21 protein-coding genes and 1 tRNA gene are annotated in these 24,939 nt (G+C 44.1%); 5 read left to right on the top strand and 17 right to left on the bottom strand.

The window, feature by feature from the left end:
• Positions 1-3,726 carry a reprolysin-like metallopeptidase gene (locus L0P89_RS05545; RefSeq protein ID WP_235267992.1) on the top strand — a complete coding sequence of 1,242 codons (3,726 nt, stop codon included), beginning with the start codon at positions 1-3 and terminating at the stop codon, positions 3,724-3,726.
• Positions 3,723-4,412: a hypothetical protein gene (locus tag L0P89_RS05540; protein WP_235267413.1), complete on the top strand. Its 690-nt coding sequence runs from the start codon at positions 3,723-3,725 to the stop codon at positions 4,410-4,412. The genes L0P89_RS05545 and L0P89_RS05540 overlap by 4 nt, the downstream gene beginning before the upstream one ends.
• A gap of 12 nt (positions 4,413-4,424) precedes the next feature.
• Here the strand turns inward: L0P89_RS05540 and pth are convergent, their stop codons facing one another.
• From pth to L0P89_RS05525, 3 genes are all read right to left on the bottom strand, one after another.
• The gene (gene pth / locus L0P89_RS05535; RefSeq protein ID WP_235267412.1) at positions 4,425-5,054 is read right to left on the bottom strand and encodes an aminoacyl-tRNA hydrolase; all 630 of its coding nucleotides are present in this window, start codon (positions 5,052-5,054) and stop codon (positions 4,425-4,427) included.
• 90 nt (positions 5,055-5,144) lie between these two features.
• Positions 5,145-5,813, bottom strand: coding sequence for a 50S ribosomal protein L25/general stress protein Ctc (locus L0P89_RS05530; RefSeq protein ID WP_235267411.1), 669 nt, complete (start codon positions 5,811-5,813; stop codon positions 5,145-5,147).
• 48 nt (positions 5,814-5,861) lie between these two features.
• Positions 5,862-6,803 (bottom strand): ribose-phosphate pyrophosphokinase, encoded by a 942-nt coding sequence (locus L0P89_RS05525; protein WP_235267410.1) that lies wholly within the window; start codon positions 6,801-6,803, stop codon positions 5,862-5,864.
• A gap of 221 nt (positions 6,804-7,024) precedes the next feature.
• Between L0P89_RS05525 and L0P89_RS05520 the strand changes: the two genes are divergently transcribed.
• The 3 genes from L0P89_RS05520 (at position 7,025) to L0P89_RS05510 (ending at position 7,702) form a co-directional block, all read left to right on the top strand.
• Complete coding sequence (locus L0P89_RS05520) at positions 7,025-7,273, top strand: GIY-YIG nuclease family protein (protein ID WP_409557564.1); 249 nt, start codon at positions 7,025-7,027, stop codon at positions 7,271-7,273.
• A 143-nt stretch (positions 7,274-7,416) separates the two neighbouring features.
• Positions 7,417-7,611: a GIY-YIG nuclease family protein gene (locus tag L0P89_RS05515; RefSeq protein ID WP_235267408.1), complete on the top strand. Its 195-nt coding sequence runs from the start codon at positions 7,417-7,419 to the stop codon at positions 7,609-7,611.
• A gap of 7 nt (positions 7,612-7,618) precedes the next feature.
• Positions 7,619-7,702: transfer RNA gene (locus tag L0P89_RS05510), tRNA-Leu, on the top strand.
• 52 nt (positions 7,703-7,754) lie between these two features.
• Here L0P89_RS05510 and L0P89_RS05505 read toward each other — a convergent pair.
• The 14 genes from L0P89_RS05505 to L0P89_RS05440 all read right to left on the bottom strand — a co-directional run bounded on the left by L0P89_RS05505 (position 7,755) and on the right by L0P89_RS05440 (position 24,923).
• The gene (locus L0P89_RS05505) at positions 7,755-8,891 is read right to left on the bottom strand and encodes a type II secretion system F family protein (RefSeq protein ID WP_235267407.1); all 1,137 of its coding nucleotides are present in this window, start codon (positions 8,889-8,891) and stop codon (positions 7,755-7,757) included.
• A 1-nt stretch (position 8,892) separates the two neighbouring features.
• Entirely contained in the window at positions 8,893-9,360 is a 468-nt protein-coding gene (locus L0P89_RS05500) for a hypothetical protein (protein ID WP_235267406.1), read from the bottom strand.
• A complete protein-coding gene (locus L0P89_RS05495; protein ID WP_409557563.1) occupies positions 9,357-9,671 on the bottom strand; it encodes a hypothetical protein in 315 nt (104 codons plus the stop codon). The genes L0P89_RS05500 and L0P89_RS05495 overlap by 4 nt, the downstream gene beginning before the upstream one ends.
• Positions 9,668-10,936: a hypothetical protein gene (locus L0P89_RS05490; RefSeq protein ID WP_235267404.1), complete on the bottom strand. Its 1,269-nt coding sequence runs from the start codon at positions 10,934-10,936 to the stop codon at positions 9,668-9,670. The genes L0P89_RS05495 and L0P89_RS05490 overlap by 4 nt, the downstream gene beginning before the upstream one ends.
• Entirely contained in the window at positions 10,933-11,400 is a 468-nt protein-coding gene (locus L0P89_RS05485; protein ID WP_235267403.1) for a hypothetical protein, read from the bottom strand. The genes L0P89_RS05490 and L0P89_RS05485 overlap by 4 nt, the downstream gene beginning before the upstream one ends.
• Positions 11,401-11,412: 12 nt before the next feature.
• The gene (locus L0P89_RS05480) at positions 11,413-11,802 is read right to left on the bottom strand and encodes a hypothetical protein (RefSeq protein ID WP_235267402.1); all 390 of its coding nucleotides are present in this window, start codon (positions 11,800-11,802) and stop codon (positions 11,413-11,415) included.
• Between the two features lie 3 nt (positions 11,803-11,805).
• A complete protein-coding gene (locus L0P89_RS05475; protein ID WP_235267401.1) occupies positions 11,806-12,522 on the bottom strand; it encodes a hypothetical protein in 717 nt (238 codons plus the stop codon).
• A gap of 671 nt (positions 12,523-13,193) precedes the next feature.
• Complete coding sequence (locus tag L0P89_RS05470; protein ID WP_235267400.1) at positions 13,194-13,712, bottom strand: hypothetical protein; 519 nt, start codon at positions 13,710-13,712, stop codon at positions 13,194-13,196.
• A 21-nt stretch (positions 13,713-13,733) separates the two neighbouring features.
• Positions 13,734-17,345 carry a DUF6443 domain-containing protein gene (locus L0P89_RS05465; RefSeq protein ID WP_235267399.1) on the bottom strand — a complete coding sequence of 1,204 codons (3,612 nt, stop codon included), beginning with the start codon at positions 17,343-17,345 and terminating at the stop codon, positions 13,734-13,736.
• Between the two features lie 3 nt (positions 17,346-17,348).
• Entirely contained in the window at positions 17,349-20,657 is a 3,309-nt protein-coding gene (locus L0P89_RS05460) for a hypothetical protein (RefSeq protein WP_235267398.1), read from the bottom strand.
• Positions 20,658-20,689: 32 nt separating this feature from the next.
• Positions 20,690-21,478 (bottom strand): hypothetical protein, encoded by a 789-nt coding sequence (locus L0P89_RS05455; RefSeq protein WP_235267397.1) that lies wholly within the window; start codon positions 21,476-21,478, stop codon positions 20,690-20,692.
• Complete coding sequence (locus L0P89_RS05450; RefSeq protein WP_235267396.1) at positions 21,465-22,367, bottom strand: hypothetical protein; 903 nt, start codon at positions 22,365-22,367, stop codon at positions 21,465-21,467. Before L0P89_RS05450 ends, L0P89_RS05455 begins: the two co-directional genes overlap by 14 nt.
• The gene (locus L0P89_RS05445) at positions 22,351-23,361 is read right to left on the bottom strand and encodes a hypothetical protein (protein ID WP_235267395.1); all 1,011 of its coding nucleotides are present in this window, start codon (positions 23,359-23,361) and stop codon (positions 22,351-22,353) included. The genes L0P89_RS05450 and L0P89_RS05445 overlap by 17 nt, the downstream gene beginning before the upstream one ends.
• A complete protein-coding gene (locus L0P89_RS05440; protein WP_235267394.1) occupies positions 23,358-24,923 on the bottom strand; it encodes a PKD domain-containing protein in 1,566 nt (521 codons plus the stop codon). The genes L0P89_RS05445 and L0P89_RS05440 overlap by 4 nt, the downstream gene beginning before the upstream one ends.
• Between the last annotated feature and the right edge of the window lie 16 nt (positions 24,924-24,939).

Here is a 24,939-nt window from a genome sequence, read left to right as displayed (position 1 = left end):
ATGTTTTTGGGCTGGTTTTCTCTTTCTGCCCAAGATGGCTACTGGAAATTATTGCCTCCCCAATCTGCCAAATCTACAGTGGTAAAGCACGATGATGAATTGAAAAATGCGCACTACTTTTCTTTGGATGAGGCCATGTTTGCAAAAACACTTCATGCCACCGACCAAATATCGATTGAAGTTTTTTATCCATTGGAGGATGGGAGCCTGGGCCGCTTTCAATTAAGGGAAACCCCGGTGTTTCATGAAGAATTGGCACGTAAATACCCATCCATAAAATCGTACACGGGAATAAATGCAGATGGTACGGCCAGATTACGCCTCAGTTTTTCCCATAAGGGTGTTCAGGGCATGTGCGTTGATCTACAGACCCGTAGTATATCTTTTTTGCAGAAATTGGGCGGTTCAAAAAATACATATCTTGCCTATCAACGCGATAAAGAAGCATTGCGCGATGATTCTTTTGTATGCAATACCATGCCGATGGCTCGCGACATGGGAAATTTTCCGAATGTTTTAGTCGACGACCAAACCCTAAGAAAATTTCGAATTGCGGTCTCGGCCACGGGTGAGTATACTGACTATCATGGCGGAACGGTGGTTGATGCCCTTGCGGCCATCAATGCGACACTGACCCGTGTCAATGAGGTTTTTGAGACCGATTTGGCCGTAACGCTTGAACTGGTGCCAAGTAATGATCAGGTCATTTTTACCGATGCCGAGACCGATCCCTATAATGGGGGTTTGAATGCACAGGTGCAAAATACACTCACGACCATTATCGGTGAGGCCAATTATGACGTAGGGCATTTGTTCCATAAAGACAATGATAATGGAAATGCGGGCTTTATCGGTTCGGTCTGCGTTGACAATCGAAAGGGCAGTGCCTTTGCTTCTGCCGAAACGCCCGAGGGCGATAATTTCGATTTAGATTATGTTGCCCATGAACTGGGGCACCAATTTGGCGCCAACCATACGTGGTCATTCGAGTCAGAAGGCAGCGATGTACAGGCCGAACCGGCCAGTGGTACTTCCATCATGGGGTATGCGGGTATTGTTGGGGACAATAATGTGGCACCTAATGGAGACGATTACTTTCACTATTACAGTATCGTACAGATTATCGATTATCTGCAAACGGCGAACTGTGCCGAGACCACTGTTTTGACGAATGCACCTCCCACGGTTGCCCCACTGCAAAACTATACGATTCCGAAATCGACTGCTTTTGTATTGACAGCGAATGCCACAGATTCTGATTCTGGTGATGTACTGACCTATACTTGGGAGCAAATTGATAGCGGTGTGGTCACGACCGAAACTTTTGGTCCCGAAAATCCGAGTGGAGCAAATTTTAGATCCTTGCCGCCCACTACAGATCCTGAGCGTTATTTTCCAAGACTTTCTGAAGTGGCACAGGGCAATTTGACGCAAACCGACCCACCCCTTAATTCGGCATGGGAAACTGTTTCAGAAATACAGCGTGACCTAAATTTTGCGTTGACCGTTCGTGATAATGCAGCTGGTGGTGGGCAGGTGGTAACGGCCACCACAAGCGTATCTGTAATCAATGCGGCAGGTCCCTTTGAAGTACTTTCGCAGGCCACTGGTGAACTATATGCTGCGGGCAGTGTACAAACGGTTACATGGAGTGTTGCCAATACCGATGTTGAACCGATAAATGCAGAAAAGGTCGATATATTCTTGTCTGTGGACGGGGGCAGTTCTTTCCCCATTCAAATTGCCGATGATGTGTTGAACGATGGCAGTGCAGAAGTGCTGTTGCCATCAACTGGTACTGATATGGCCCGTATCATGGTCAAGGCCAGTGACAATATTTTCTTTGCCGTGAATTCGGCCAATTTTACCATTCAAGAGGCCCAGGTGGTACTGGATTTTGAGAGCCTTGAAGTTGAAACCTGTCAGCCCAATGATTTGATAACGTCTTTTGTGTATGATACGTCAGGCGGTTTCAATGAGGTCTCGACCTTCACGGCCGATGCCCCGACAGGTCTCGATGTTTCTTTTTCGCCATCCACCGCTACTGCTGATGATACAAACGTTCAGGTGACTTTTTCGAATACGGGGGCGGTGACCGAGGGCAACTATCCCGTCACCATCACATCAACAGCGGCGTCGGTGACCCAAGAGGTAGTGCTTCAAGTGAATCTCTATGACGGTACTTTTGAAGAAGTGGTCTTGCTCGAACCGATGGATTTTGCAGTTGACACGCCCGTAAATCCATTGTTCACATGGCAAGACAGCCCTGCCCATACCTCATATGATATTGAAATCGCTACCGATGTCGCCTTTACCGATATTGTTGAAGCTGCAACGATATCGTTCAATAAATACCGTTCTGCTTTGCTGCAACCAGAGACCGTTTATTATTGGCGCGTGAAGCCCAAGAATGGTTGTGGTGAGGGCCCGTTTGGTACTCCATTTGGGTTTACGACCACATTGGTCGATTGTGAAAGTAGGGATGCCGATGACCTACCATTGGAAATTCGTTCAGATGAAGCCACAACCATTTCCTCATCGATTACCATTCTTGAAGATTTATCAGTGGCCGATGTAAATGTTTCGTTAGAACTCAATCACACTTTTTTGGAAGATTTGGTCATAAATTTGATATCTCCCTCGGGCACCAAGGTGGCACTCGTATCAAAATCATGCGGCAATATGAACAACATCAATGCTGTTTTTGATGATGATGGCAATGACATCTCATGTGGCGGTGACCCTGCTATCAGTGGCGTAGTGAAACCATTGGGTGAATTGGCTTCGTTTGCGGGCGAATCATCGCTGGGCACCTGGGTACTTGAAATCGAAGATACGGCAAGTTCTGATGGCGGCTCGTTGCAATCGTTTTCATTGGAAATTTGTGCCGAAGGAACTTTCAGGCCCGATGAGGATGAAGACGGTGTCTTTGATGATGGGGACGATCTTTGCCTGGGCACACCAAAAGGGGCCGAGGTTGATACCAGCGGTTGTCAAGTGCATCGATTCGCAACTGATAATTTCACCCTACAGATTCAAAGTGAGAGTTGTAGAAGCAATAATGATGCATCGATTTCGATTTCGGCCATAGATACCTCGATCGACTATACGGCCGTTCTCAGTGGCAATGGCCTAAGCGATACGGCTAATTTCAATGATACCCATGATTTTCAGAATCTACAGGCGGGCGATTATACACTTTGCATTACAGGTACAATAGATACCAAGGTCTATCAAGAGCAGTGCTTTGATTTGATGGTCGATGAGCCCGATGTACTCTCTGTGAGCTCGAAACTCCTTATCGATGCACGACAGGTATCCTTAACATTGGGAGGAGCGGTTTTCTACAATGTTGAAGTTAACGGAATTGTGACACAAACCACAGAAAATGAACTGTTGATCGGTTTGAAGAAGGGGTTGAATACCCTAAAAATTTCTTCGGCATTACCCTGTCAGGGTATTTACGAAGAGACTTTCGTAGTAGGTACTGCGCCCATAGTATTTCCCAATCCGACAAGAAACAACATATCTGTATATTATGATGCGGGAAATCTGCCGTATGAGATAAAGGTGTTTGCTTCAGACGGGCAATTGGTTCGAAATCAATCTGTAAATGGCGAAAACCTTCAAGTAGATGTGACATTGTCTGGCTTGCCTTCGGGAGTATATTATTTGGAGGTTTCCGCAAAAGGTTATAGACAGACCCAAAAAGTGATCAAGCGATGAGACAAGGTATTTTTTTGATAATGACCATTATTTTCATCGTCGGATGTAAAAATGATGACAATGCTCCGCCACCGGTACCTGAAGGGGCCATTTTGGTCTTTCCACTAGAAAATTCAGAGTGCACGACAGGCCAGAGCATCAATGAGACGCTGAGTCAGGTGACCTTTGAATGGCAGCCTTCAGCGAATACCGATCTATATACATTGAGTGCGGTGAATTTGAACACCAATACACCCCAAACTTTGACCACGGCTTCAACATCTGCAAGTCTTTCGATTGAAAAAGGGGCCCCATTCTCATGGTCGGTGACCTCAGCCAACACCGATTCAGATCTAACGGCTACCAGTGAAAGCTGGTTGTTTTACAATGCGGGTTCGCAAACAACCTATGCACCGTTTCCGGCACAGATCATAGCCCCAAAATCAGGGGCCACCGTTATTGCGGATGGGGCTTCACAAGTTACCCTGCAATTTACAGGGGCAGATGTCGAGGACGATATCGAGTCGTTCGAAGTGTATCTCTCAGATCAAAACCCGCCTACGGCCTTGTTGGAAACTTTAGATGTTGAAACGACCCAGACCAAGGTCACGGTGACTTCGGGTACCACCTATTACTGGCAGATCATTACCAAAGATGCCGAGGGCAATACATCAGATTCGGGCATCTATGATTTTAAGGTGCTCTAAGAATCTTAAGCGCTAAGTATTGTTAAACTGGTTCATGGTGTTCTTGGCACCTGCAAAGATAAATGAGCGAATGATCCCGGTACTTTTTTTCAGCCGTTCGGGCAGTTTTTCATTCTCCTCTTCGTTCCATTGGCCGAGCACATGATCGACCTGTTTGCCCTTGCTGAAATCAGCACCTACCCCAAAACGAAAACGGCAGTATGTAGTGGTCTGCAAGATATGTTGAATATCTTTGAGCCCGTTGTGGCCCCCATCGCTTCCTTTTATCTTCAGACGAAGGGTGCCAAAAGGTAGATTGATGTCATCGGCGATGATCAGTACATTTTCAAGAGGAATGTTTTCTTTGTCCATCCAATAGCGTACGGCTTTTCCGCTGAGGTTCATATAGGTCGAAGGTTTTAGGCAAAGCGCCTGTCTTCCCTTGAACTTAAAAACCGCCGTGTCGCCCAATTTCGAGGTTTCAAAGGTCAGCTCTTCTTCTTGGGCCAAGGCATCCAATATTCTGAAACCCACATTATGTCGGGTATCGGCATATTCAGAACCGATGTTGCCCAGACCAACAATCAAAAATTTCTTCATGGTATTGCCTTCAGATAGAATGGACGTCTGTTTTCCAAACAGCGAAAGTATCCATTTGAACATGAAAATTTCGTTTTGCCCAAAAATACGAAAGCATCCCAAAAACCGCTAAGAGCGACTATCTTGGGATGCTTCCACAATGGAAAATATGCTTTACTCTGCGCTTTCTTCAGCAGGGGTTTCAGCGGCTGGGGCTTCAGCACCTTCTGCTGCACCCTCAGTTGCTTCGGCTCCTTCTTCTCCTTCCACTTCTTCATCGTCTTCAACAACGATGGCGGCACGTTGGGTCTTGACTTGAACCACGACCGTTGAATCTGGATGCAGAATGGTAAAGTCATCGCTGAGCAATGATTCTACCGATATGTTGTCACCGATCTTCAATTTTGAAATATCTACATTGAAGAAATCGGGAAGATCGGCCGGCAACGCACGAATTTCAAGTTTACGCTTTCGAAACAGTAACCGACCCCCGTTTCGTACCCCGGGTGAATTGCCCATCAGGCGTACGGGAATATTCATGGTCACCAGTTTGTCTTCGAACAATTGATAGAAATCTACATGCAAAATCTTGTCATTGACCGGGTGAAACTGAATGTCTTGCATTACGGCATCGAACTTTTCACCGTTTTCCAACTCAATCACAACAGTGTGGGCGTTGGGGGTGTACACTAAATCTTTGAACGAAATCTCATCTGCTGAAAAGTGCAATGGTTTTTCCCCTCCGTACAGCACGCAAGGGACCTTTCCAGCATTACGTAGGGCCTTGGTCGCTGCCTTGCCCACGCTTTCTCTTTGGGATCCTTTGATTGTAATTGACTTCATAGTCTGAATAAATGATTATAATTAATAGATTGCCACCAGCTAGGGGGCTTACATTAAGAATTTTGAAGATATTGAGGTGTTGTGGTGCACGCGGTGCATGACATCGGCAAATAGGCCGGCACAACTCAACACTTTGATTCTTTCACTTTCTTTTTTGGAAGGGATTGAATCGGTGATGATCAATTCCTTCAGTTTTGATTTTTCAATTTTTTCATGGGCATTGCCTGACAAAAGACCGTGTGTGCTAATGGCACGAACACTTTTCGCTCCACGCTCTATCATAAGGTCGGCCGCTTTGGTGAGCGTACCGGCAGTATCGACCATATCATCGACCAGTACCACGTTTTTGCCTTTTACTTCACCGATCAGCTCCATCTTTGAAATGACATTTGCCTTGGCCCGTTGTTTGTAACAGATAACGACATCGCTTTCCAATGCTTTTGAATAGGCATAGGCCCGTTTTGAGCCCCCCATATCGGGTGAGGCGATGCACAGATTATCTAAATTCAGCTTCTTCAGGTAGGGCAAAAACAAGGTGGAGGCAAAGAGATGGTCCACTGGTTTTTCAAAAAACCCCTGAATTTGATCGGCGTGCAGATCCATCGTGATGATTCGTGTCGCTCCGGCCGTTTCCAACATCTTGGCGATTAGCTTGGCCGCTATCGGTACCCTGGGCTTATCTTTTCGATCTTGCCGGGCCCATCCGAAATAGGGCATTACCGCAGTTATATGCCGTGCCGATGCACGTTTGGCGGCATCGAGCATCAATAGCATTTCCATTAAGTTTTCAGAACTTGGATTGGTTGAGCCAATGATAAAAATTCGAGCTCCCCGAATCGATTCCTCAAAAGAAGGTTGAAACTCACCATCACTGTATCGTGAGAATATTACATTGCCCAGCTCGGCACCATATTTCTTGGCGATTTTCTTTCCGAGTTCGGCACTTTGCGTACAAGCAAAAATCTTGGGTTCTGGAACCTGATAGGGCATGACGACGTCCTTCTTTTTAAGGAGGTGCAAATTTAAAAATTTAATTGGGTTGGGAAAGCATAAATATGGGTAATTTTAGTTTCAGGAATGAAATAATTTTTTAGTTTTGCAGTCCCTTTGCCGAAGTCCTGCCTGCCGGTAGGCAGGGGCGGAATTGGTAGACCTGTCTGCCAACAGGCAGGCCTGACCGCTGACAGGCAGGCGCGCTGACATATTGAACTATGGTTTGGGTCTATGCCTTGTCGAGTTTGCGATTCAATTATATTTATGTTGGAATGACCTCTAACTTAAATGAGAGAATCAAAAGACATAATGGTGGCAGGGAGAGAACAACAAAGCCTTATGTTCCCTTTGTATTGGTTTACAAGGAAGAGCATCCTGATAGGCGTACTGCCCGTGAAAGGGAAAAGTACTGGAAATCGGGAGTTGGTAAAGAAAAATTGAGAAGGCTCAGAGATGGGCTTTCATGAATAGAATGCCGAAGTCCTGCCTGCCGGTAGGCAGGGGCGGAAATGGTAGACCTGTCTGCCGACAGGCAGGCGCGCTGACATATTGAACTATGGTTTGGGTCTATGCCTTGTCGAGTTTGCGATTCAATTATATTTATGTTGGAATGACCTCTAACTTAAATGAGAGAATCAAAAGACATAATGGTGGCAGGGAGAGAACAACCAGACCTTATGTTCCCTTTGTATTGATTTACGAAGAAGAACATCCTGATAGACGTACTGCTCGTAAAAGAGAAAAGTACTGGAAATCAGGAGTTGGCAAAGAAAAATTGAGAAGGCTCAGAGATGGGCTTTCATGAATAGAATGCCGAAGTGGCGGAATTGGTAGACGCGCTGGATTCAAAATCCAGTGGTAGCAATACCGTGTGGGTTCGATTCCCACCTTCGGTACAGAGAGAAGCCTCGGATACGATTCGGGGCTTTTTATTTTGACACCTCTCTATCACCCCAACACACTGCTCAACTTGAACATGGGCAGGTACATCGATACCAAGATGACCCCCACAAAAAGGCCGATGACCACAATGATCAAGGGTTCCATAAGGGTAGACAGCAGTTTTGATTTTTGCTGCACCTCTTGACTATATTGCTGGTTGAGCTTTTCAAAGATAAATTCTGTCTGGTTGGTCTCTTCGGCCACCTTGATCAATGAGGCCATCTTATTGTCAAAGATCTTGTTGCCCTTGATGCTCTCATTAAGGCTCGCCCCCTTCATGATCTTGGCTTCCATTTGGGCCAGGGCATCTTGCAAAGGATAGAAACGAATCATGCGCCTTGCCATTTGTATACTGTTCAAAACGGGCACTTTTGAGGCCGTCAACAGGGTCACCGCCTGTGTGAACTGGGATAGGTAGACAGAACGGATGAACTGGCCCAAGAAAGGAACTTTCAACAAAAAGGCATCCCGTTTTCGCTGCACACTTTCCTTCTTAAAAAGAATCTTTCTGAACAATAGCAGTCCAACCAGTAAGAAAAGCACCAACCAGCCATAGTCTTTGATACCCTTGGAGGCCGATATGATCCATTTGGTGATGGTGGGCAGTTCAACCCCGTTCTGGCGAAAGATATCCTCGAACATGGGCACGACCATCCGTAGCATAAAAATGACCACCAAAACCGCCGTGCAAAAAATGATGATGGGGTAGGTCATGGCATTCAACAGTTGTCGCCGTTGCTCATTTTTACGTGCAAAGAAACCCCCCAATTCCTCAATGATCCGTGCCAAATTACCGCTTTCTTCCCCTATCTGAACAGAATAGTATTCATACTCGGTGAACACTTTTCTAGACTGCAATACGTCACAAAGACTTTGCCCGGCATCCAAATTATCTACCATAGTGGTATAAAAATTGCGCAGCTTTTCCTTCTTCTGGTTGTCGGCCAATAGTTGTAACGCCTCCCGCAGGTGCACACCTGCCTTTAAGAGCACCGCCAATTCAGAATAGAAATGCTCTTTCTTTTTATTGTTGAAAAAGGTTCCGAAAAGGGTGATTTCCTTTTTTAACAGCCCCTCTAGCCCCCCTTCAGAAGTGGTGCGCTGTGATTCAGCAGGTATGGTATGATTTAGTTTAAACCCCATGCTACTGGTTTAGGTGGCTGGTGGCCGCATTCTTTTTGAACACAAAAAGCTGCTGTGAACCGTTCTTTTTTGAGAGCCCGAACCCAAGGGCATCTATTTCACCGGAAAGCTGTTCTTGGCCTTTGAAGAAAAATTCCCGTTTAGCGACCTCCACAAAAAAAGTGTCCTGTTGTTTGACGATATATGCTTCATGAAGCCCGTAAACCGTCTCATACAACTCGTTGGCAAACACCAGTTCGCTTTTTTTGGCATCGTACCACACCCCATCGTACTGGTTGAAATCGAACCACAGACTTTGCCGTAACAGGTTGAACTCGGTATTTTGTTCGTAATTGCCATCAATGCCCTGCATCTGGCGCTGTACCAGATTGAGCACGGCAAAGGCCATGCCCACAACGACGGTAGTGAGCAAAAGCACTACCAGCATCTCACTGAGGGTGAAGGCCGCTATTTTAGTTACTCTCTTCATTTTTTGAGCACGATTTCTTTATTGCCCGATTGGTAGCTGGCCTCGAACACGGTCTGGGTGGTCGACTGCCAATCGATTTCGCTTACTTCTATCTGCCAGGGCCCAAACTCTGCGTAATAGGGCACTTGTAACTGTTCGTTTTGATGCTGGTACTGTAACCGCAACAGTTCTTGCCGTATTTTGTTGTCATTGAGCTGAATGCTGTTGGCGAACAGGTTGTTCAGTACCATACTGGCCGTCATGAACACCACAACGATCAAGACGGTGGCGACCAGGGTTTCCATTAGGGTCGATGCCCTGACTTTTCTCAATACAGCCATTTTGTTACTTGGTTTATAGGTTTACCCTCGAATTCGATTCCGGCATATTTCATGGGCAGCAAAGAGCTGTTGATGCTTCCGTTGTAAAGGTGGTTCTGATAGCTATTACCGTTTTCAAGAGCCACAAAGCCACCTGTGGTCACACTGCCGTGCACACTGCCCTTCAGTTCCAAGTTTTCAGAACAATATACCTCACCGACCACCTTGGCATTTTCATCGATTTTGACATGGGGTTTGAAACGATTGGCTTCTCCCCCTTTGCTTTGAAAGATGACCACGCCCCTGACATGGGCATAAGAGTCTACCATAATATTGGGGTGAATATCATTTTGCGGAGGATCGCCCATTATTTCTTGATGCACCCATAGTACGGTCGGATACCCCAATTGACAGCCCTCGCCCACTGTTATGGACTCGCTGGCCAAAGCTTGTAGATTTCCCAGAAAACCCTTTTCGATCTCAATATGGGGAGCCACCAGCAGCACATCGTGCAGCTTTGAAAGAGCACCAACCATGATTTTATCTGACGCCCATACCATTATGTTACCTGAAAGCGCTACTTGCTCTAGTTGTATATGAGTGCCTTTGATAATTTGGGTTGGTTTCTTGAAGCTGTGTTTATGAACCATTCCTTTTTTCAAGATGATTTCCTCTCCCTTAGGTACAACAATAGGGCTGGTCAATTTTTCGATTTGTTCTCGAATTTCTGGGTCAAAAACGGGAAGTGAGGCCTGGCTCTGTCTTTTCTCCCCATAAATCAATTTGGGGGCGTAGTAGCTGTTGCCATAAATATTGCCCATTTTGACCCCTTTTTCGGGAAGAAAGGCCGTACCCGTAATCTTGGTATTTCCGGCCAACACCAACGGGCGTTGATGGTCTTGCAGGTACAGGGCATATCGTTTTTCATCGGCATGGCCCACAAAGGCCCATTTTTCAAAACCCATTTTTCCTTTTTCTGACTTGACCTTACGAATTTCCAATACGCCCCAATACTCCTTTTCTACCGAAACTGAAATCCCCGAATCGTTCATAACTGGCACCTCGAATGTCGCACCTGCGTTCATGTCCTGGTCAAAAGAACGTTCCAATCCCGAATCGGCCGCTTGTATGACCTCGACCCATACATCCGTCTTTTTGAGAAATAGGTTATGGGAATAAGAGACCAAGACGAACGAGAGCAACAATATGGCGACTATAGCCCCGATAAAGAGCACAAACTGTAGTGCCCCGGCCCTTATTTTTTTGGTACTGGTCATTGCTGCAACAAAATGGTTTCGGTACGGGTACCGTAACGCACCTTTATGGACTCTTGGTTACCCTTGATCAATTTGACATCGGCCACTGTTTCGTTCTGGGCCATGATGTGCTGTTGCCCGTCAATGGACACGAAGAACAGCCGCTTGTTCGAACCGTTCTCGGCCACCGAACCTGCATATTGGATATTTTTTTGAGGGGTCTCAGCCTTTTTGACCACCTTCTTTTTGGTTTTTTCGATCTTTTCGCTCTTGGGCATAGTGCCCAAAAAGGGATCTCGATAGTTGGCGGTTATGGCAAACGTATCCCTTTTTTTAAGGGTGGGCGCCACATAGGTCTCGGTCAAATCGACCTTGTCAATGGGTTCTTCGGTAGTATTGATGGCCCCTACGATCTTAAAGCCCAGTACCCCCCAGATCACCAATACCAAGGCCAACAACAAATAGGTCTTTTTGTTCTTTTTCATGGAGCAAGGGGTTTAGTTCGAAGAAGCATCAACCGTAAAACCGCTAATGGAAAATTCGGTTTCAAACCCACTGTTCTGGGCCTTTACCCGCCACTCATAGGTGCTGTTCGATAGCTGTTTTGAGATTCTTGTGCCCACAAAGGTCGAATCGATGACCATGACACTATCCAATACCAATTGGGCGGCATTTTCAAAATCGGGAGTGGCCACTTGTACCAGATACGAATCGGCATCGTTCACCCCGTTCCAGTTGAAGTTGACGATGCTATCGGTGACCACACTGCCCTCACTTGGGGCCAAGAGCTCGACCTGTTGGCCCGAGATGTCGGGCACCTCCAAAATATCTTCACAGCTGAGGGCGAAGCCCCCAAATAGCAATAAAAAAAGTAGGGTTCGTTTCATGCCTTAAAATTTTAGATAGTTGGCGACATCATCCAATTTGTGGGGGTCTTTTTCGGTATGGCCCGGACACGACCTACCCACCGTCAAAAAGGTGGCCACCTCATAGTTGCCCAATTGGTTTTTTGACCAACAGACCTCGGCCGTGCTGAAATCAAAGACCTCTAAAGAAGCCATGCTGATTTTTGTCGACCCTATGGTGCCATGGGCCTCGAGTACCAGTCCCTCTTTTGAATCACTGATATAAAAATGGTGGGCATTATCGATGATTTCCTGTACATTGGGCCGTGCTACAAACGAGATACCGTTGAGCAGGCACAGACCATCATCGTTGGCCATATAGTTTTTCAAAGCCTCATTTTTTTCGCTATTGAACTGTGACTGCAGTTCGACCAGATCGCTGATTTTCAACGTATGGTACCGAGGTTTTGTGGCTATTGAATCGACAAAGACCACTATGGGCCGCTTGCCCAAGTTTTTTGAACAACGGGCATATTTTGAATAGCTTTTTTTGTCAAAGGCAAGGGAGTTCAACGACACCCCAACGGGGCTCGCCAGAGTGGGTTCGCCCACTTTTTGAAAGGCCTTTTTGAACAGGGTCGAACGGTCTTCGCCGACCGCCCCGATACAGGGTATTTTGGTCTCTACTTTCTGTAGGCCAGGCATTGGGGCACAGGCGCTCAAAAGCAATGCCGCCAATAATGCGAAAAGGCTAAGTCTCATGTATTAAGATTCTTACAAACACTAACGCTTTTTTCGCAAAAGTGTTGTGTAAAAATCACCGAAAAATGGACTAAAAATCAGTATTTCAATCCAAATTGGGCCGCGAAGACCTTTTGATTGTCGCCATGGTGATTATTGGTTGCTCTGATATAATCAATATTCAGTTCAAAATACTGATAATAAGAGGTTTACAAGAATATGAATTGTCGCTCCCTAATTTAAGACATTACCCGACCACACAATGCAATCGTGTGGCAGCGGGGGGCTTTTGAAAAAGTAGTCTAAATACTCAAGACCGCAAAGCAATTCAGAACAAACTCGTCCACTTAACCAGCCAAAAAAGGGGAGAGGGGTTGGGTGGGTGATAAAAAAGCCAACACTTATTGGTGCTGGCTTTTAAATATTTATTTTACCGCAACAGTATAGCTGCTGGGGAGCGGGGATGTTTCACTTACTCTTACCGCCACCAGTTGCAAACTGGCGGCAGCGGGTGAATATCAAACAAATTAACGCAAATAATTCCATCCACTTAACCAGCCAAAAAAGGGAGAGGGGTTGGGCGGGTGATAAAAAAGCCAACACGGGTGGTGCTGGCTTTGTATTTAATTTGATGTAGTAGTTCAACTACTGCGGAGCAGACATATTGCCTATTTAGTTATTTCCAATATAACTTAATCACTTAATTCAAAGGTTAAAATCTCTTCATCAGCACCTATGGTCTCAAGTTTTACACATTTGAAAATGGCTTCTTTTTTCTTTAAACTTACATAGTCAAAATAGTTAAAGTCTTCGAAATACAAGAAATCTTGGTCATAGAATGAAATAGGAGAAGAAATTAATTTTCCATCTTTTACAAAATAAAAAAGCAATACTCCCTGAAGCCTATTTCGATAATCAATTTTAGGCAAGGCAACTCCTTCTTTTATATAAATAATAGTTCTATTAGCTTTTCGACCTCCCACTATTATTACTTCATCCCAATTCCTACAATTAAATATTTGGGAAAAGTTATAAACCTCACCTAGTTTTATGCTGTTTTCTTTTCTAAATACTATATTAAAATCATTTACTAAACAATCATTCTTACCACTATTGATGTTATCAAATTCGATAAACTTGACAAATATATAGCCAAGGACTACCAAAAATATCCCTAGTGCAAAAATTATATTAGTTTTTCTTTTTATCACAAAATAATAGATAACAGGTTATTAAAACTCTCCGAATCTCACAAAAGTTCTTTCGTCCATTCTTTTGACTCTTTCGGCCTTCACTTTTAAAGATTCTTTTGGTATTGTATGTGTATCAAAAATCTTAATTAGTTTTTGATAATCCTTATGATTAACAGTTTTTAAGAAAATATCCTCGAACTCTAAATCAGTTAAATTAGGATTCTTTCTGGCTATTAGAATTCCAAATGCATTATTCACCTGATCCATTTGACTATCTCTTGTTGTTAGATTATTTTTTCCTTTATGTTCCCCTACGGTAATCTCATAATCTTCATGTAACATTCCAAGTCTTTCAGCCAATTCTGGACCTAATTCTACGGCAATTAAATACATCCAATATGAATGTCGAATAGCCCCACTATATCCTAAATTATCACCGCCCAGATCATTAGAAACCCTTGTTGCCAAAACACCTGCTTTATAGGCCGCTTGAAGAACAATTTTTTCCTTGTCAGGATTATTTTTATAATATCTTGTTTCTTTTGGCCCCTTATAATGAAATAAACTTGCGATATATTCTTCACAGCAATCCTCGTTAGATTCGGATTCACTAGAAGTATTATCATTGCTTCCATCCGATTCTTCAAAATTATCACCACCGCTAAGGTCAGCAAGTGTTTGGCCATCCCTGTCCCTAGCCCTGAAAACATTTTGCCAGAAACTTTCCGAATCGGCACCACTAGGGTCTGCAAAAAAAATAGGGTTATTGTCAAAAGCGTTATATGTACTTGCTGAATAGTGAGTAACGGGGTCAATGGAAGTCCACCTTGCAATGGCCGGATCATACTGCCTTAGATCCATCTCATACAACCCCGTGGTCTCATCAAGTTCTACGCCATTATACTTCCACTTCTGCGCCACATCGTTGCCCAAGGACGAAACGCCATCGTTGTACCCTTTATGCTTAAGGCCGAAGGGGTAGTAGTTGCTTTCTTCCACGATTTCCAAAATGCCATTGTTATCGGTATAGCTTAGCCGCACGTTCCCCAAATGGTCTTTGTATTGGTAGACATATTCATACCCTCCTGTACCGTCGGGGGCCACATAGCCTTCTGGATGATTGAAGAACTGCAGGGCATTGTTTTCATATACATAATTGCCCGCATAATCTGTAGTGGTTCCGGTGCTCACTATCTTCCGTTGTTTTACGCCCGTGGCATCGTAAATATAGGAAATTGTCCCATTATGTTGCGCGTTATTGATCACAACACTAGTGGGAAGGTTTAAATGGTTATAGGTAATACCATCGGTACTTACCGTTCCTATCCCCTTGTTGAGATCTTTGACCATGTTGCCGTTATCGTCATAAGTATATTCTTCAACCGAGGTGTCGCCATGCAGGAAGTCATTGAAACCCTGACTTGTACTTGCCTCATCCAACATGTTGTAAAGTTTATTGCTATTGGCCCCATAAGTATAGGTAAGGTCATCCATCATGCCAAAATTTGTGGCACTGGCATTGGTATGCCCTTTTCTTTTTAGGGTCAAAATATTTCCATTCTTATCATAGGTGATGTCGCTTACGTGATAATTGGTGCTATTGGCCGTTGCACTGTTTATACGATTAAGGGCATCATATCCATAACGATACCAACGTTGTACGTTGTCATTGGCGGTCCGCCACTCCGTTTCAGCTATATTACCATTATAGAGTTGGGTGCCACTATGCGCTACCGTATTGTAATTGATGCCAAAGGCGAACAGGTCACTGCCCAAACTACCGGGATCGTTGATGCTTTTAAGCCACCCCCTTACATTATAGGCATAATCGACGGTCTGTAGGCCACCGCCCACGGTCTTTTGTGCCAAAAGGCCCAAATTATCGTAGGTATTGTGCAACAAGGTCTCTTGAGACTGCCCATTGATGGTCTGCGTTTGCCGTAACAACCTGCCCTGATGGTCATAGGCAAAGGTGTCAGTGGTCACCACATCGGTATGGCCCGTACGACTATGGGTAGTTTTGGTCTGCAACACCTTGCCCCCAAAATCAAGTTCAGTCTCCACAATAGTTGTGGTGTTCAGGTAGTTGTTCTTGCTTGCGGTATATATGACACGCCCCTTGGCATCATAGCCTGTGATAGTAGTGATCCAATCATTGGTGCCCAGCACCCTTACCTTGCCCACTGTGGCCAGCCCTTGGGTGTCAGAGGTGGTCGTTTGGCCCAGCACGGTACTGGGAACACTTAACCCATCGGTATCGACATAGTCGTCATAATAATTGATCGTGTACACTGCGTTGAAACTGGTCGGGTAGGCCGTCTTGCTGTAATAGACGGTAGTACCTGCATAGGTATTGGCACCGCTGGTGCGGGTTTCAAATTGATCGCTTTCGCTATCTGCACCGTTTTGTACCGAGTTTCTGCTACTTGAGTTGCCCGTATCGACCCCGGTATAGGCAACACGACCAAAGGCGTCGTATTTGGTGAACAGCCATTCATTGGCACTGTCTTGATTGGCATCTTGGGTCATGATGGGCTGGTCAAGCTTATTGTAGACCACCGATTCCCAGCCCTTGCCCGGCAATTTTTTTTCGGCCAAACGATTGCGGCCGTCATAGCGGTACTGGTAGCACAGTTCGTTCAGTTCGGTACTGCTCACACTTGAAGTGGTCACCTTGGGCGGTAATACATAGGTCAAATTTCCGAAATCATCATAGACATAATAGGTGTCATGGTCTCCATTGTTGTGGGTACGTTTTAAAACCACCCTGCCCTGCATGTCGGTAAACTCTTCTGTCGTATGGTCGGTACCTGAGCTATGGTTTTCATCTTTGACCACATTTTTGTAAAGGGTGCCCGCAACATAATGACCGTCATTGGAAAGGCTCGGCATGTATATGCCGTTTGAAATGGTCAGATCTACGGTGAACAGTCGTACCTCGTTGGCAGCGTTCACTTCATAGTCAAATTCGATTTCGTGGCCTGCGCCCAGGCGCCAGTCTTGACCAGGTGCTGCTTGTTTCAGAACACGGTTCAAAGGTGAATCCTCAAAATCCTTTTCGCCGTAGGCATTGGCCGTACCGCTGCTTAGACTGGTAAAGTCTTCTGGGTAATTGGTTTTATAATAGGATCTGGTTGTGCTGGCCATATCACCGCGGTAGGTGCCCAGGGTACCGGTAGGCTCATGATAGGGCAACCATTCTTTGTCTTGCCTTCCAAAATCATCGTAACCGATATGGGTAACGATGTCTTTTTTGTCAGGGGCTGCCTTGATGCCCAACTGCTGTATGGGCCTGCCCAGCCCGTCAAAATAGGTAATACGCTCGTATACATCGCCTTCCAAGGTGCTCGAAGTGGTAAAACTTGACATTGCCTTCTGAAAGTTTCTGGTAAATACATAGTTTTCGTCACTTTGCGAAATCGAGCTGTAGGGATCATCTGCTGTATTGACCAATAGAATTTTGGCCGTAAAAATGGCCCCTGATTGTATATGTGTGCCAGGGCCAAAGGTAATGCTCTGGCCATCTGTGACCGTAATGTTCTGGCCACTGGAAATAATGTAGGTTGATTGGCCCGAGGGAGGGTAAACCACTTGGCCCGAAACCAATGAACCCATCAATGTTATTAAGAAAATGCTCAGATACTTGTTCATGGCTTATTGGGTTTTATAGTTGTACTTGTATTCTTCCACGAGGTTGTTATCCTTATCCTTTATCGCTTTCAACCTATTGAACTCATCGTATTCGTAATACATGGTATAACCACGCGGATCAGTGGTACTGGTCACGCCCACCAAGGGGTCATAGGTATAGGTGGTGACCATGGCATTCTGTAAATTGGAATTGGAACGAAGTGCATTGATTTGGGCCATATTAGATTCATCATACCCTTTAAGCGAAGCAACACTGATACTTAGCGCCGCAGCTATATCGGAATATGATGCATTTTCAATCTTGGCTATCGGCAATTGATCATTATATCCCCAGATATAACTGATAGAAGGGCCTTGAATTCTATAAACCTCCAAAGGATTGCCATTTGCATCATATTCTTCATATTTTATGCGATCATCAATATCATTCGTGGTAGCTGAATAATCTCCCTTTAAGGTTTTGATCGACTCGGGCAATACCAGGTCATTTCCCAAATCAGTGTACAATGTTCTTTCCATATTTTTAGACAATATGGTACCTCCCGAATTTTTGACAGATGTTATGGTCTGCAGGGGCAATGCAACTTGATGTAGATCACCTTGCTTTAATCGGTCTATAACGGTTTTTTCTGCCGACGAAATGTTTGGTGAACCTAAAGAAGAAGTATTCACCACATCATCAGGATAGAAAATCTCTGTATTGACCATATTTCCATTGCTTAAAACAGTTTCTTCCCTTGTAGGTTGTAAATGGGTTTCGTTGTCATAATAAATCGAAGTGCTCACAACGATTTCATTGCCAGCATCTTCTTTGGTCTTTTTGACCATTGAGCTAATCAGTTTGGCACCTGTGAAAACAGGGTATTCTATAATGTCAAACCTATTGTACGCATCGCCATTCAGGTCAATGGGCATACAGGTTCCGAAAATTCTCCCTTCGTGTACTATTTTGTACATTTTGTAACTCTCATCATATTTCTTCAATGTATACCCGTTGATCTCTTGGGTAGTGTAGTCGATACTGTTTTCTTTGAAAGTAGTTTTAGAAGTATTTTGTCCGCCCAGCCAGTCTTTCTTAAGGAGCATGATACCTCCTTGATAAGACGAAACTACAGGTAGAATATCATCGGTTTGGATCGCATAGGTGTAATTTGTTTTTCCCAAGCCATTGTTTGAACCATCTATCATAATCTCATCTACCGACCCATATACCACAGGGCTACCTGAATTCAAGGTCAAACTTTGAACCGTGCCACCATAGTAAAATCTTCTAGTGGTGCTGGCCGAGGCACATTGCAAATTGGGGCATGGACCTTTAAAACCCACAATGGAAGCATCTAAGTACTGCTCCTTCAAAAAAGTTTCAGGCGTCAGCAATGTTGAACTGTTGTATTCATATCTTTTCGAAAATGCCAACTCATTACTTTTAATAAATGATTTTATTTGTTGTAGTCTGAGGCCACCGGCAATTTTGGTAACTGGAGTAGGGGAAGTGGTCTCTTCAAAATAATCTATTTCTGCCCGCATATAGGCCGCCCCGTCAAATTCATTGGAATTGGAAGTGCCTTCAGCCTCAGCTTTTAGGGTATAAGCGACCCCTTGATCTAGCCATACTGGCGGGAATGATATGTTCACTTCTGGGGGATTGAGTGGATAGGAATATGTTGTTGGCGATATACTATGATCGATCATATAACCAGAGCTGCCCGCTCTTTGTAGTGTCACCCTTGGATATACTCCCGTGGTACTACTGCGATCGGAAGCTTCGATCGTAACGGTGGCATAACCAGAGTTGTTCGGGGTAAAAACCTTGGTATCTTCCAAATAAACGCCTCCTCCTATTACATTTGGCAAGCCAACCGCAAAAACACTCTGTTTTTTTGATGTAATTATCGTTTCTGTGGTAACATACTCATGTGGTTCATAAAAAAACTCCGTATAACCTCCTGTGGGATAGGTAATTTTATTTAAGACTCCAGCTTTCATAGAGTCGGCATCAGGATTTCTATCTGCGGCTCCAACGCTATTTCCAAAATATGTAATAGGTTGTAGTGGAATTAGATTTATATTGGTATTTTTTCCATTATAATATCCCCAAAAGTCCTTTCCATTGGTCTCAATGGGTGGCAGCATAGTGCTGTTATAACCAAAAATGTGTTTTTTGGGATTATTGCCATTTTTGTCCAGCTCATGTAGTTCGATCAACTTCAATCTGTAACGTCTTGAAGCAGTTGGATTAATGGGATAAACTGTAGCATGACTTGAATAAAAATGATCATGTATTAGGCGATAACTTTTTATTTTTTCATAAGCCATCCCATTTTTCTTCATTATTTCAATTTCTTCCAATCTATCTGGTGATACATCTTGACGGTCAGCTACTCTATTAAGGACGATTTTTCCATTTGGGAAACTAATTTCTGTAAGCCTTTTAGGGATCTGGGTGGTCTGTGTTTGAGATGAGATTTGAGAACCACCACCATCATGGACATTATTCAGTAATGAGGGGGGGCAAGTGCTCATATCAACATCACTACCGGTACTTTCACTATAGCTATACTGATTGGCCAGAAAAGAATTGCCCAGTTCATAGGTGTAATCGATGATATCTATTTTGTTTCTTGATGTAACCTTTGAAAGATGCCAAGTGCTGACATAGTTTTGTTGGGTTCCGGCCCCAGTAGGGTTTCCGATACTTGTAGTTATGGACTGAGTTCTTTCGATATCATTGAATTCGAAAGTCGTACCCTCCTTTGTTACAATGGTAAAACCTCCTGCCGAATAAGATATGTCTATTGGGGCCTGGTCTATTAAGCGAACATTTTTTCCGCGATCAAAGAAAAATTTGCCAGAGTACCCAGCAAAGTTATAGTAATAGATATCCGATTCTGTATCTTGAATACCTGTTGCCGCTTCCTCATAAAAGTAATGATCAAATGTCAATGCGCTTAATTCTGGCAGTGTTGACACCAAAAACCCTTTTCCCGCATCGTCTGGAATTCCCCTTGGAATTTTTGAAATTGTTCCTCCGGTGCTCAACGACCAACCCAAGCCCGCCCAAGAGGCTATTTGATCGACTTGAATTCCTGAAGCATGATAGGATAAAGAAATAGGAATTTGAATTTCCTTTGCGGTTATTGTATGTAGTGGGATAGTGATATTCGGAACCCCGGTGAACATGCTAACGGGATATTCGCCGTACTTAATAAACTCTTGTGCCTCTGGAGATGGCGGCAAATATTCTTGTAATCTTGTCACCTCTTGCGATAGACCTAAAGAGGTAATGAAAAACAATAAGATAAAATTTCTCATACTATAATTATTTGGGTTTTCTAGCCACAAGTCTATTCTTGATTTTGGACTATTTTTTTGATTTGGGTTTTCATTCTTTTTATTTCTTTGTCTTGATGTAAAATGTAAAGCGTCAACTCTTCGATCTTCTCGAGCAAGAGCTTGTTCATTTCACCGAGCTGCACCCCATTTTCTTCAACCTCTTTGGCTGAGGGTATGTTGATGAGATGGCCTTTTTCTTTGATGTGTTTTTCGACCTCTTCCAAGGTGGGCAGGTCATAACCTTCCCTAAACACATAATCGGCCCAACCGGTTTCGACCTTGATTTCTTCTGCGATCACTTTGCCGTCAACGGCCAGTTTATAACCAGAGGGCACGTTGGTGGTGCCGATGCCGATACTACCGTTGTTCATTATCGACATTTTGCTTGAACCGTCTATTTGAAAACCTATTCTTGAATTTGAGGCTCCGCCACTATAGCTCACATAGGCATTCCCGTCACCATTTGAATTCAGGGACAAGTATCTGGAGTTATCGGTTGCCACCCTTAGGCCACTTCTTACATCCAATTTAGATTGGGGGGTAGAGGTCCCTATGCCAATGTTACCATTGTCCACTATGGTCATATACCTATTATAGGTTCCATTGTTCCAGAAAATGGAAAAACCGTTGCCCTCATGGATGCGCGGGCCGCTCAAGTGCCAAAATCCAATAGAATTTTTCAAATTGAATGAAGCGGACGTATTGTCCGTTTTTTCAGCTGTATATGCCGTTGGGTTTTGGGCTCCGACAGAAATAGTCATGGTTATGTACAATACTATGGTCAATCTATTCTTCATCATGAACTTTTTTCATTAAGGCTTCCAATTTTAGAAGTCGACGCTTTATGTTTTCCATCTCTGAAATCCCTTCTTTTAGTTTTTTGTTTTCTTTTTTTAATTCAATCATGTAAAGTGTCAACTCTTCGATCTTCTCAAGCAATAGTTTGTTCATTTCACCAAGTTGAATACCATTGGCCTTGACCTCTTCTGCTGAGGGTATGTTGATAAGGTGGCCTTTCTCTTTGATATGCTTTTCGACTTCCTCTAAGGTGGGTAGATCATAGTCTTCGCTGAACACATAATCGGGCCAACCGATCAAGTCGACTTTCACCTCTTTTGCGTGTATGTTGCCATTGACAGCCAGTTCAGCATCGGGAGACGAGGTGCCGATACCTACATTGCCACCGTTGAAATATGAACTGCCATTTGAGGACACTCTAAATTTTGTCTGAAAAGCATTATCCCTACCCACGATATAGCCGTCAGATTGACCATTCATTGAAACTTTGTAGCTTCCACCAGTTTCAACGGCAATATGTGAAGTTCCTCTAATGTTGCCATTTACCCTTAGTTTGGTACTGCCTGGGTTGGTCGTACCAATACCTACATTGCCCGAGGAAGTTATCGTTAGGTCGTTCCTAAACAGATATCCGATTCTAAGAAAGTTCCCTGTAGGGTCATCTTGGATGGTATAATAGTTGCCTCCGGTGAAATCTCCATCATTATCAAACAATAGATAATTTTTAAGTTTAATGGCTCCTTGGGTCAATAAATCGTTTGAAGTTCCGGTTTGGATTAAATCCCCATCATTGATGGTCACATTGCCCGATGTGGGAAAGGTGTTGGTCTGTGCGAAGGCCACAATCGGTATTACCATCAGGCCAAAAAATATGTTACGGGTTTTTTTCATTTTCAATCTCATTTAAACGTTTTTCCAATGCTTGAATTTTTGTATATACCTTTTGTATTTGTTCAGTCTTCTGTTTCAGTTGTAATTCTTGCTGAAGTGTGTATAAGGTCAACTCTTCAATTTTCTCCAACAACAACTTGTTCATTTCACCAAGCTGCACCCCATTTTCTTCAACCTCTTTGGCTGAGGGTATGTTGATGAGATGGCCTTTTTCTTTGATATGTTTTTCGACTTCTTCGAGGGTGGGCAGATCATAACCCTCCCTGAACACATAATCGGCCCAGCCGGTTTCGACCTTTATTTCCTCGGCACGTATTTTTCCCTTAACTGCTAGTTTCCAGGATCCAGCATTTTTGGTTCCTATGCCCACATTGCCATTTTGGGTGTTGATTGTGAAGGCGTCCCAGCTTTCTTGGTTTGTATACCTTGTTCCGATTCCAAAAATGTTCCCGCCAAAGTTTTCTTCAGAATATCCGATGTTTACCCCTAAGGCACCACCGTCTTGTCTTAATTGAATTAAGGGGTTGTCAAATTCGTTATCATTGTCGGTATCGGCTTCTAGTCGAAATATGGCGTCACCCGATGTGCCGGTCGAAACATGCACTCTTCCAAGTGGGGCAGTCGTGCCGACGCCCACATTACCATCTTTATTGATGACCATATCTGCCGCATGGTTATTGACCCTGAAATACATCATATCACTTGGGTGATAATACTGGATGCCACCTACAAAATCATCATCGGTATCGGCAAAACCATAGAAGGCATTTTTGTTGTTTTGGGTCATTAAAACCATTAGTACGTTTTCATCGTCTTCTACAGCAAAGTCTGTAAAGTCATGTGGGGTTTTGCCGGAAGCACCGTTATAGACATGCAGTTTTGACATAGGACTTGTTGTGCCAACGCCAGCATTGCCACTTGTCGGAAAAGTATTTGTCTGGGCAATCATTTGTAAAGTAAGCCCCATTATGGCTATTTGAAACAGTTTTTTCATTCCTTCAGATTTTTGAGAGCCTTTTCCAGACTTTCGATTCTTTTTTGTTGTTGAATAGTATATAGGGTCAACTCCTCGATCTTCTCCAGCAGTTTCATGTTCATTTCGCCTAGTTGAATGCCATTGGCCTGCATCTCTTTGGCCGAGGGTATGTTGGGCAGGTGCCCATATTCGTTAATGTAATGCCGGACTTCTTCCAAGCTTCTCAGCACATAGCCTTCTTTGAACACATAATCGGGTCCGGGTACGTTGAGATCGACCTTGACCTCTTCGGTGTGGATCTTCCCCTTTACGGTAAGTTTGGAGTCGGGAGACGAGGTGCCAATGCCTACATTGCCTGCATTAAAAAAGGTCGCGGTGTGGATATGTGAGGAAATTCTAACTCTTTTTTCATGAACGTTCTCATCTAAAGCCTGATATAGTTCAATAGCTGACCAGAGTTGGCCTGAATTTGAACCTCCAGGCTTTAATTCAATTAAGTTATGGGCATACATCCCAAGCTTTGTGCCCATGATCAGAGAGTGTCCTTTCCAATTGAAACGGGAAATTCCCCAACCGTCGCCATAGGCTTCTCCGCCCCACAACATAAAATCTCCATTGACTTGTAGTCTTGAACCGGGGTTTGTTGTGCCAATCCCTACATTGCCGTTGTTATAGTAGATGTCATCATTCGTGCTTGATTCTGACCATACCGAAGTTCCCGGGTTGCCCCCCGAACCTGAAGATTCCACAATGACAGAAACATCATCAAATCCTGTGGCACCATCATCATCGGTAACGGTCAAACGAAAAACATATGTGCCTTCAACTAAATTATTGGCTGTAAGATTGGTTGTATTTGCACCGCTAAGGGAAGCGGTACTGGGACCACTTTGCTGACTCCATAGGTATGCAGCAATCGTACCATCGGAATCTGTGCCACTACCTGTCAGTGAGGCGCTATTGGTTGGCAGTGTAATAGTAACATCTGAACCAGCATTGGCAACCGGTGCATTGTTAGAGGGACTTGACACTTCAAGCACCTCGATTGCATTGATAATAGGGTCATTTTTATCTGGTTCAGCGTCTATTTCAATACTGATGACCAAATCCCCTGAAGACATTGTAACTTGGTGATTGATCGTATGAACCGCATGGGGCCCCACCAATTGCACAACATCAAGGTCGTTGGCCAATTGGGTTCCTTCAACAAACACATCAAAGACCCTAACACCATCTCCACTACCTCCCGAGGAAACACCCCAAAAGGGCTCGGCAAATTGCAATACCACATCATAAGTTCCGGCATTGGGTACCGTTATATCGTAAAAGAGCTCTCTATTGGTATTTTTGGTAAACCTTATGGTTTGATAGAGACTGGGCAAATTTACAGCTGGGAAAGTTCCTATTTTCTCTCCATTCGAGTATGGCGAGTTCGTTTCTGAATCATCGGCATCGTAAGTATTGCCCAAATAAGTAGTTGCCGGGCCCCCACAGTTGATTCTTTTCTCGTACCCCGATTGGGCACTTAGTTGGTAGCCAAATAAAAATCCGAATAATACTATCCAATAAAAACTTTTCATGATTCCAATATTTTTG

The sequence above is a fragment of the Muricauda sp. SCSIO 65647 genome (genome assembly GCF_021534965.1).
Taxonomy (GTDB): Bacteria; Bacteroidota; Bacteroidia; order Flavobacteriales; family Flavobacteriaceae; genus Flagellimonas_A.
This window is presented reverse-complemented; position numbering and strand designations above follow the sequence as displayed.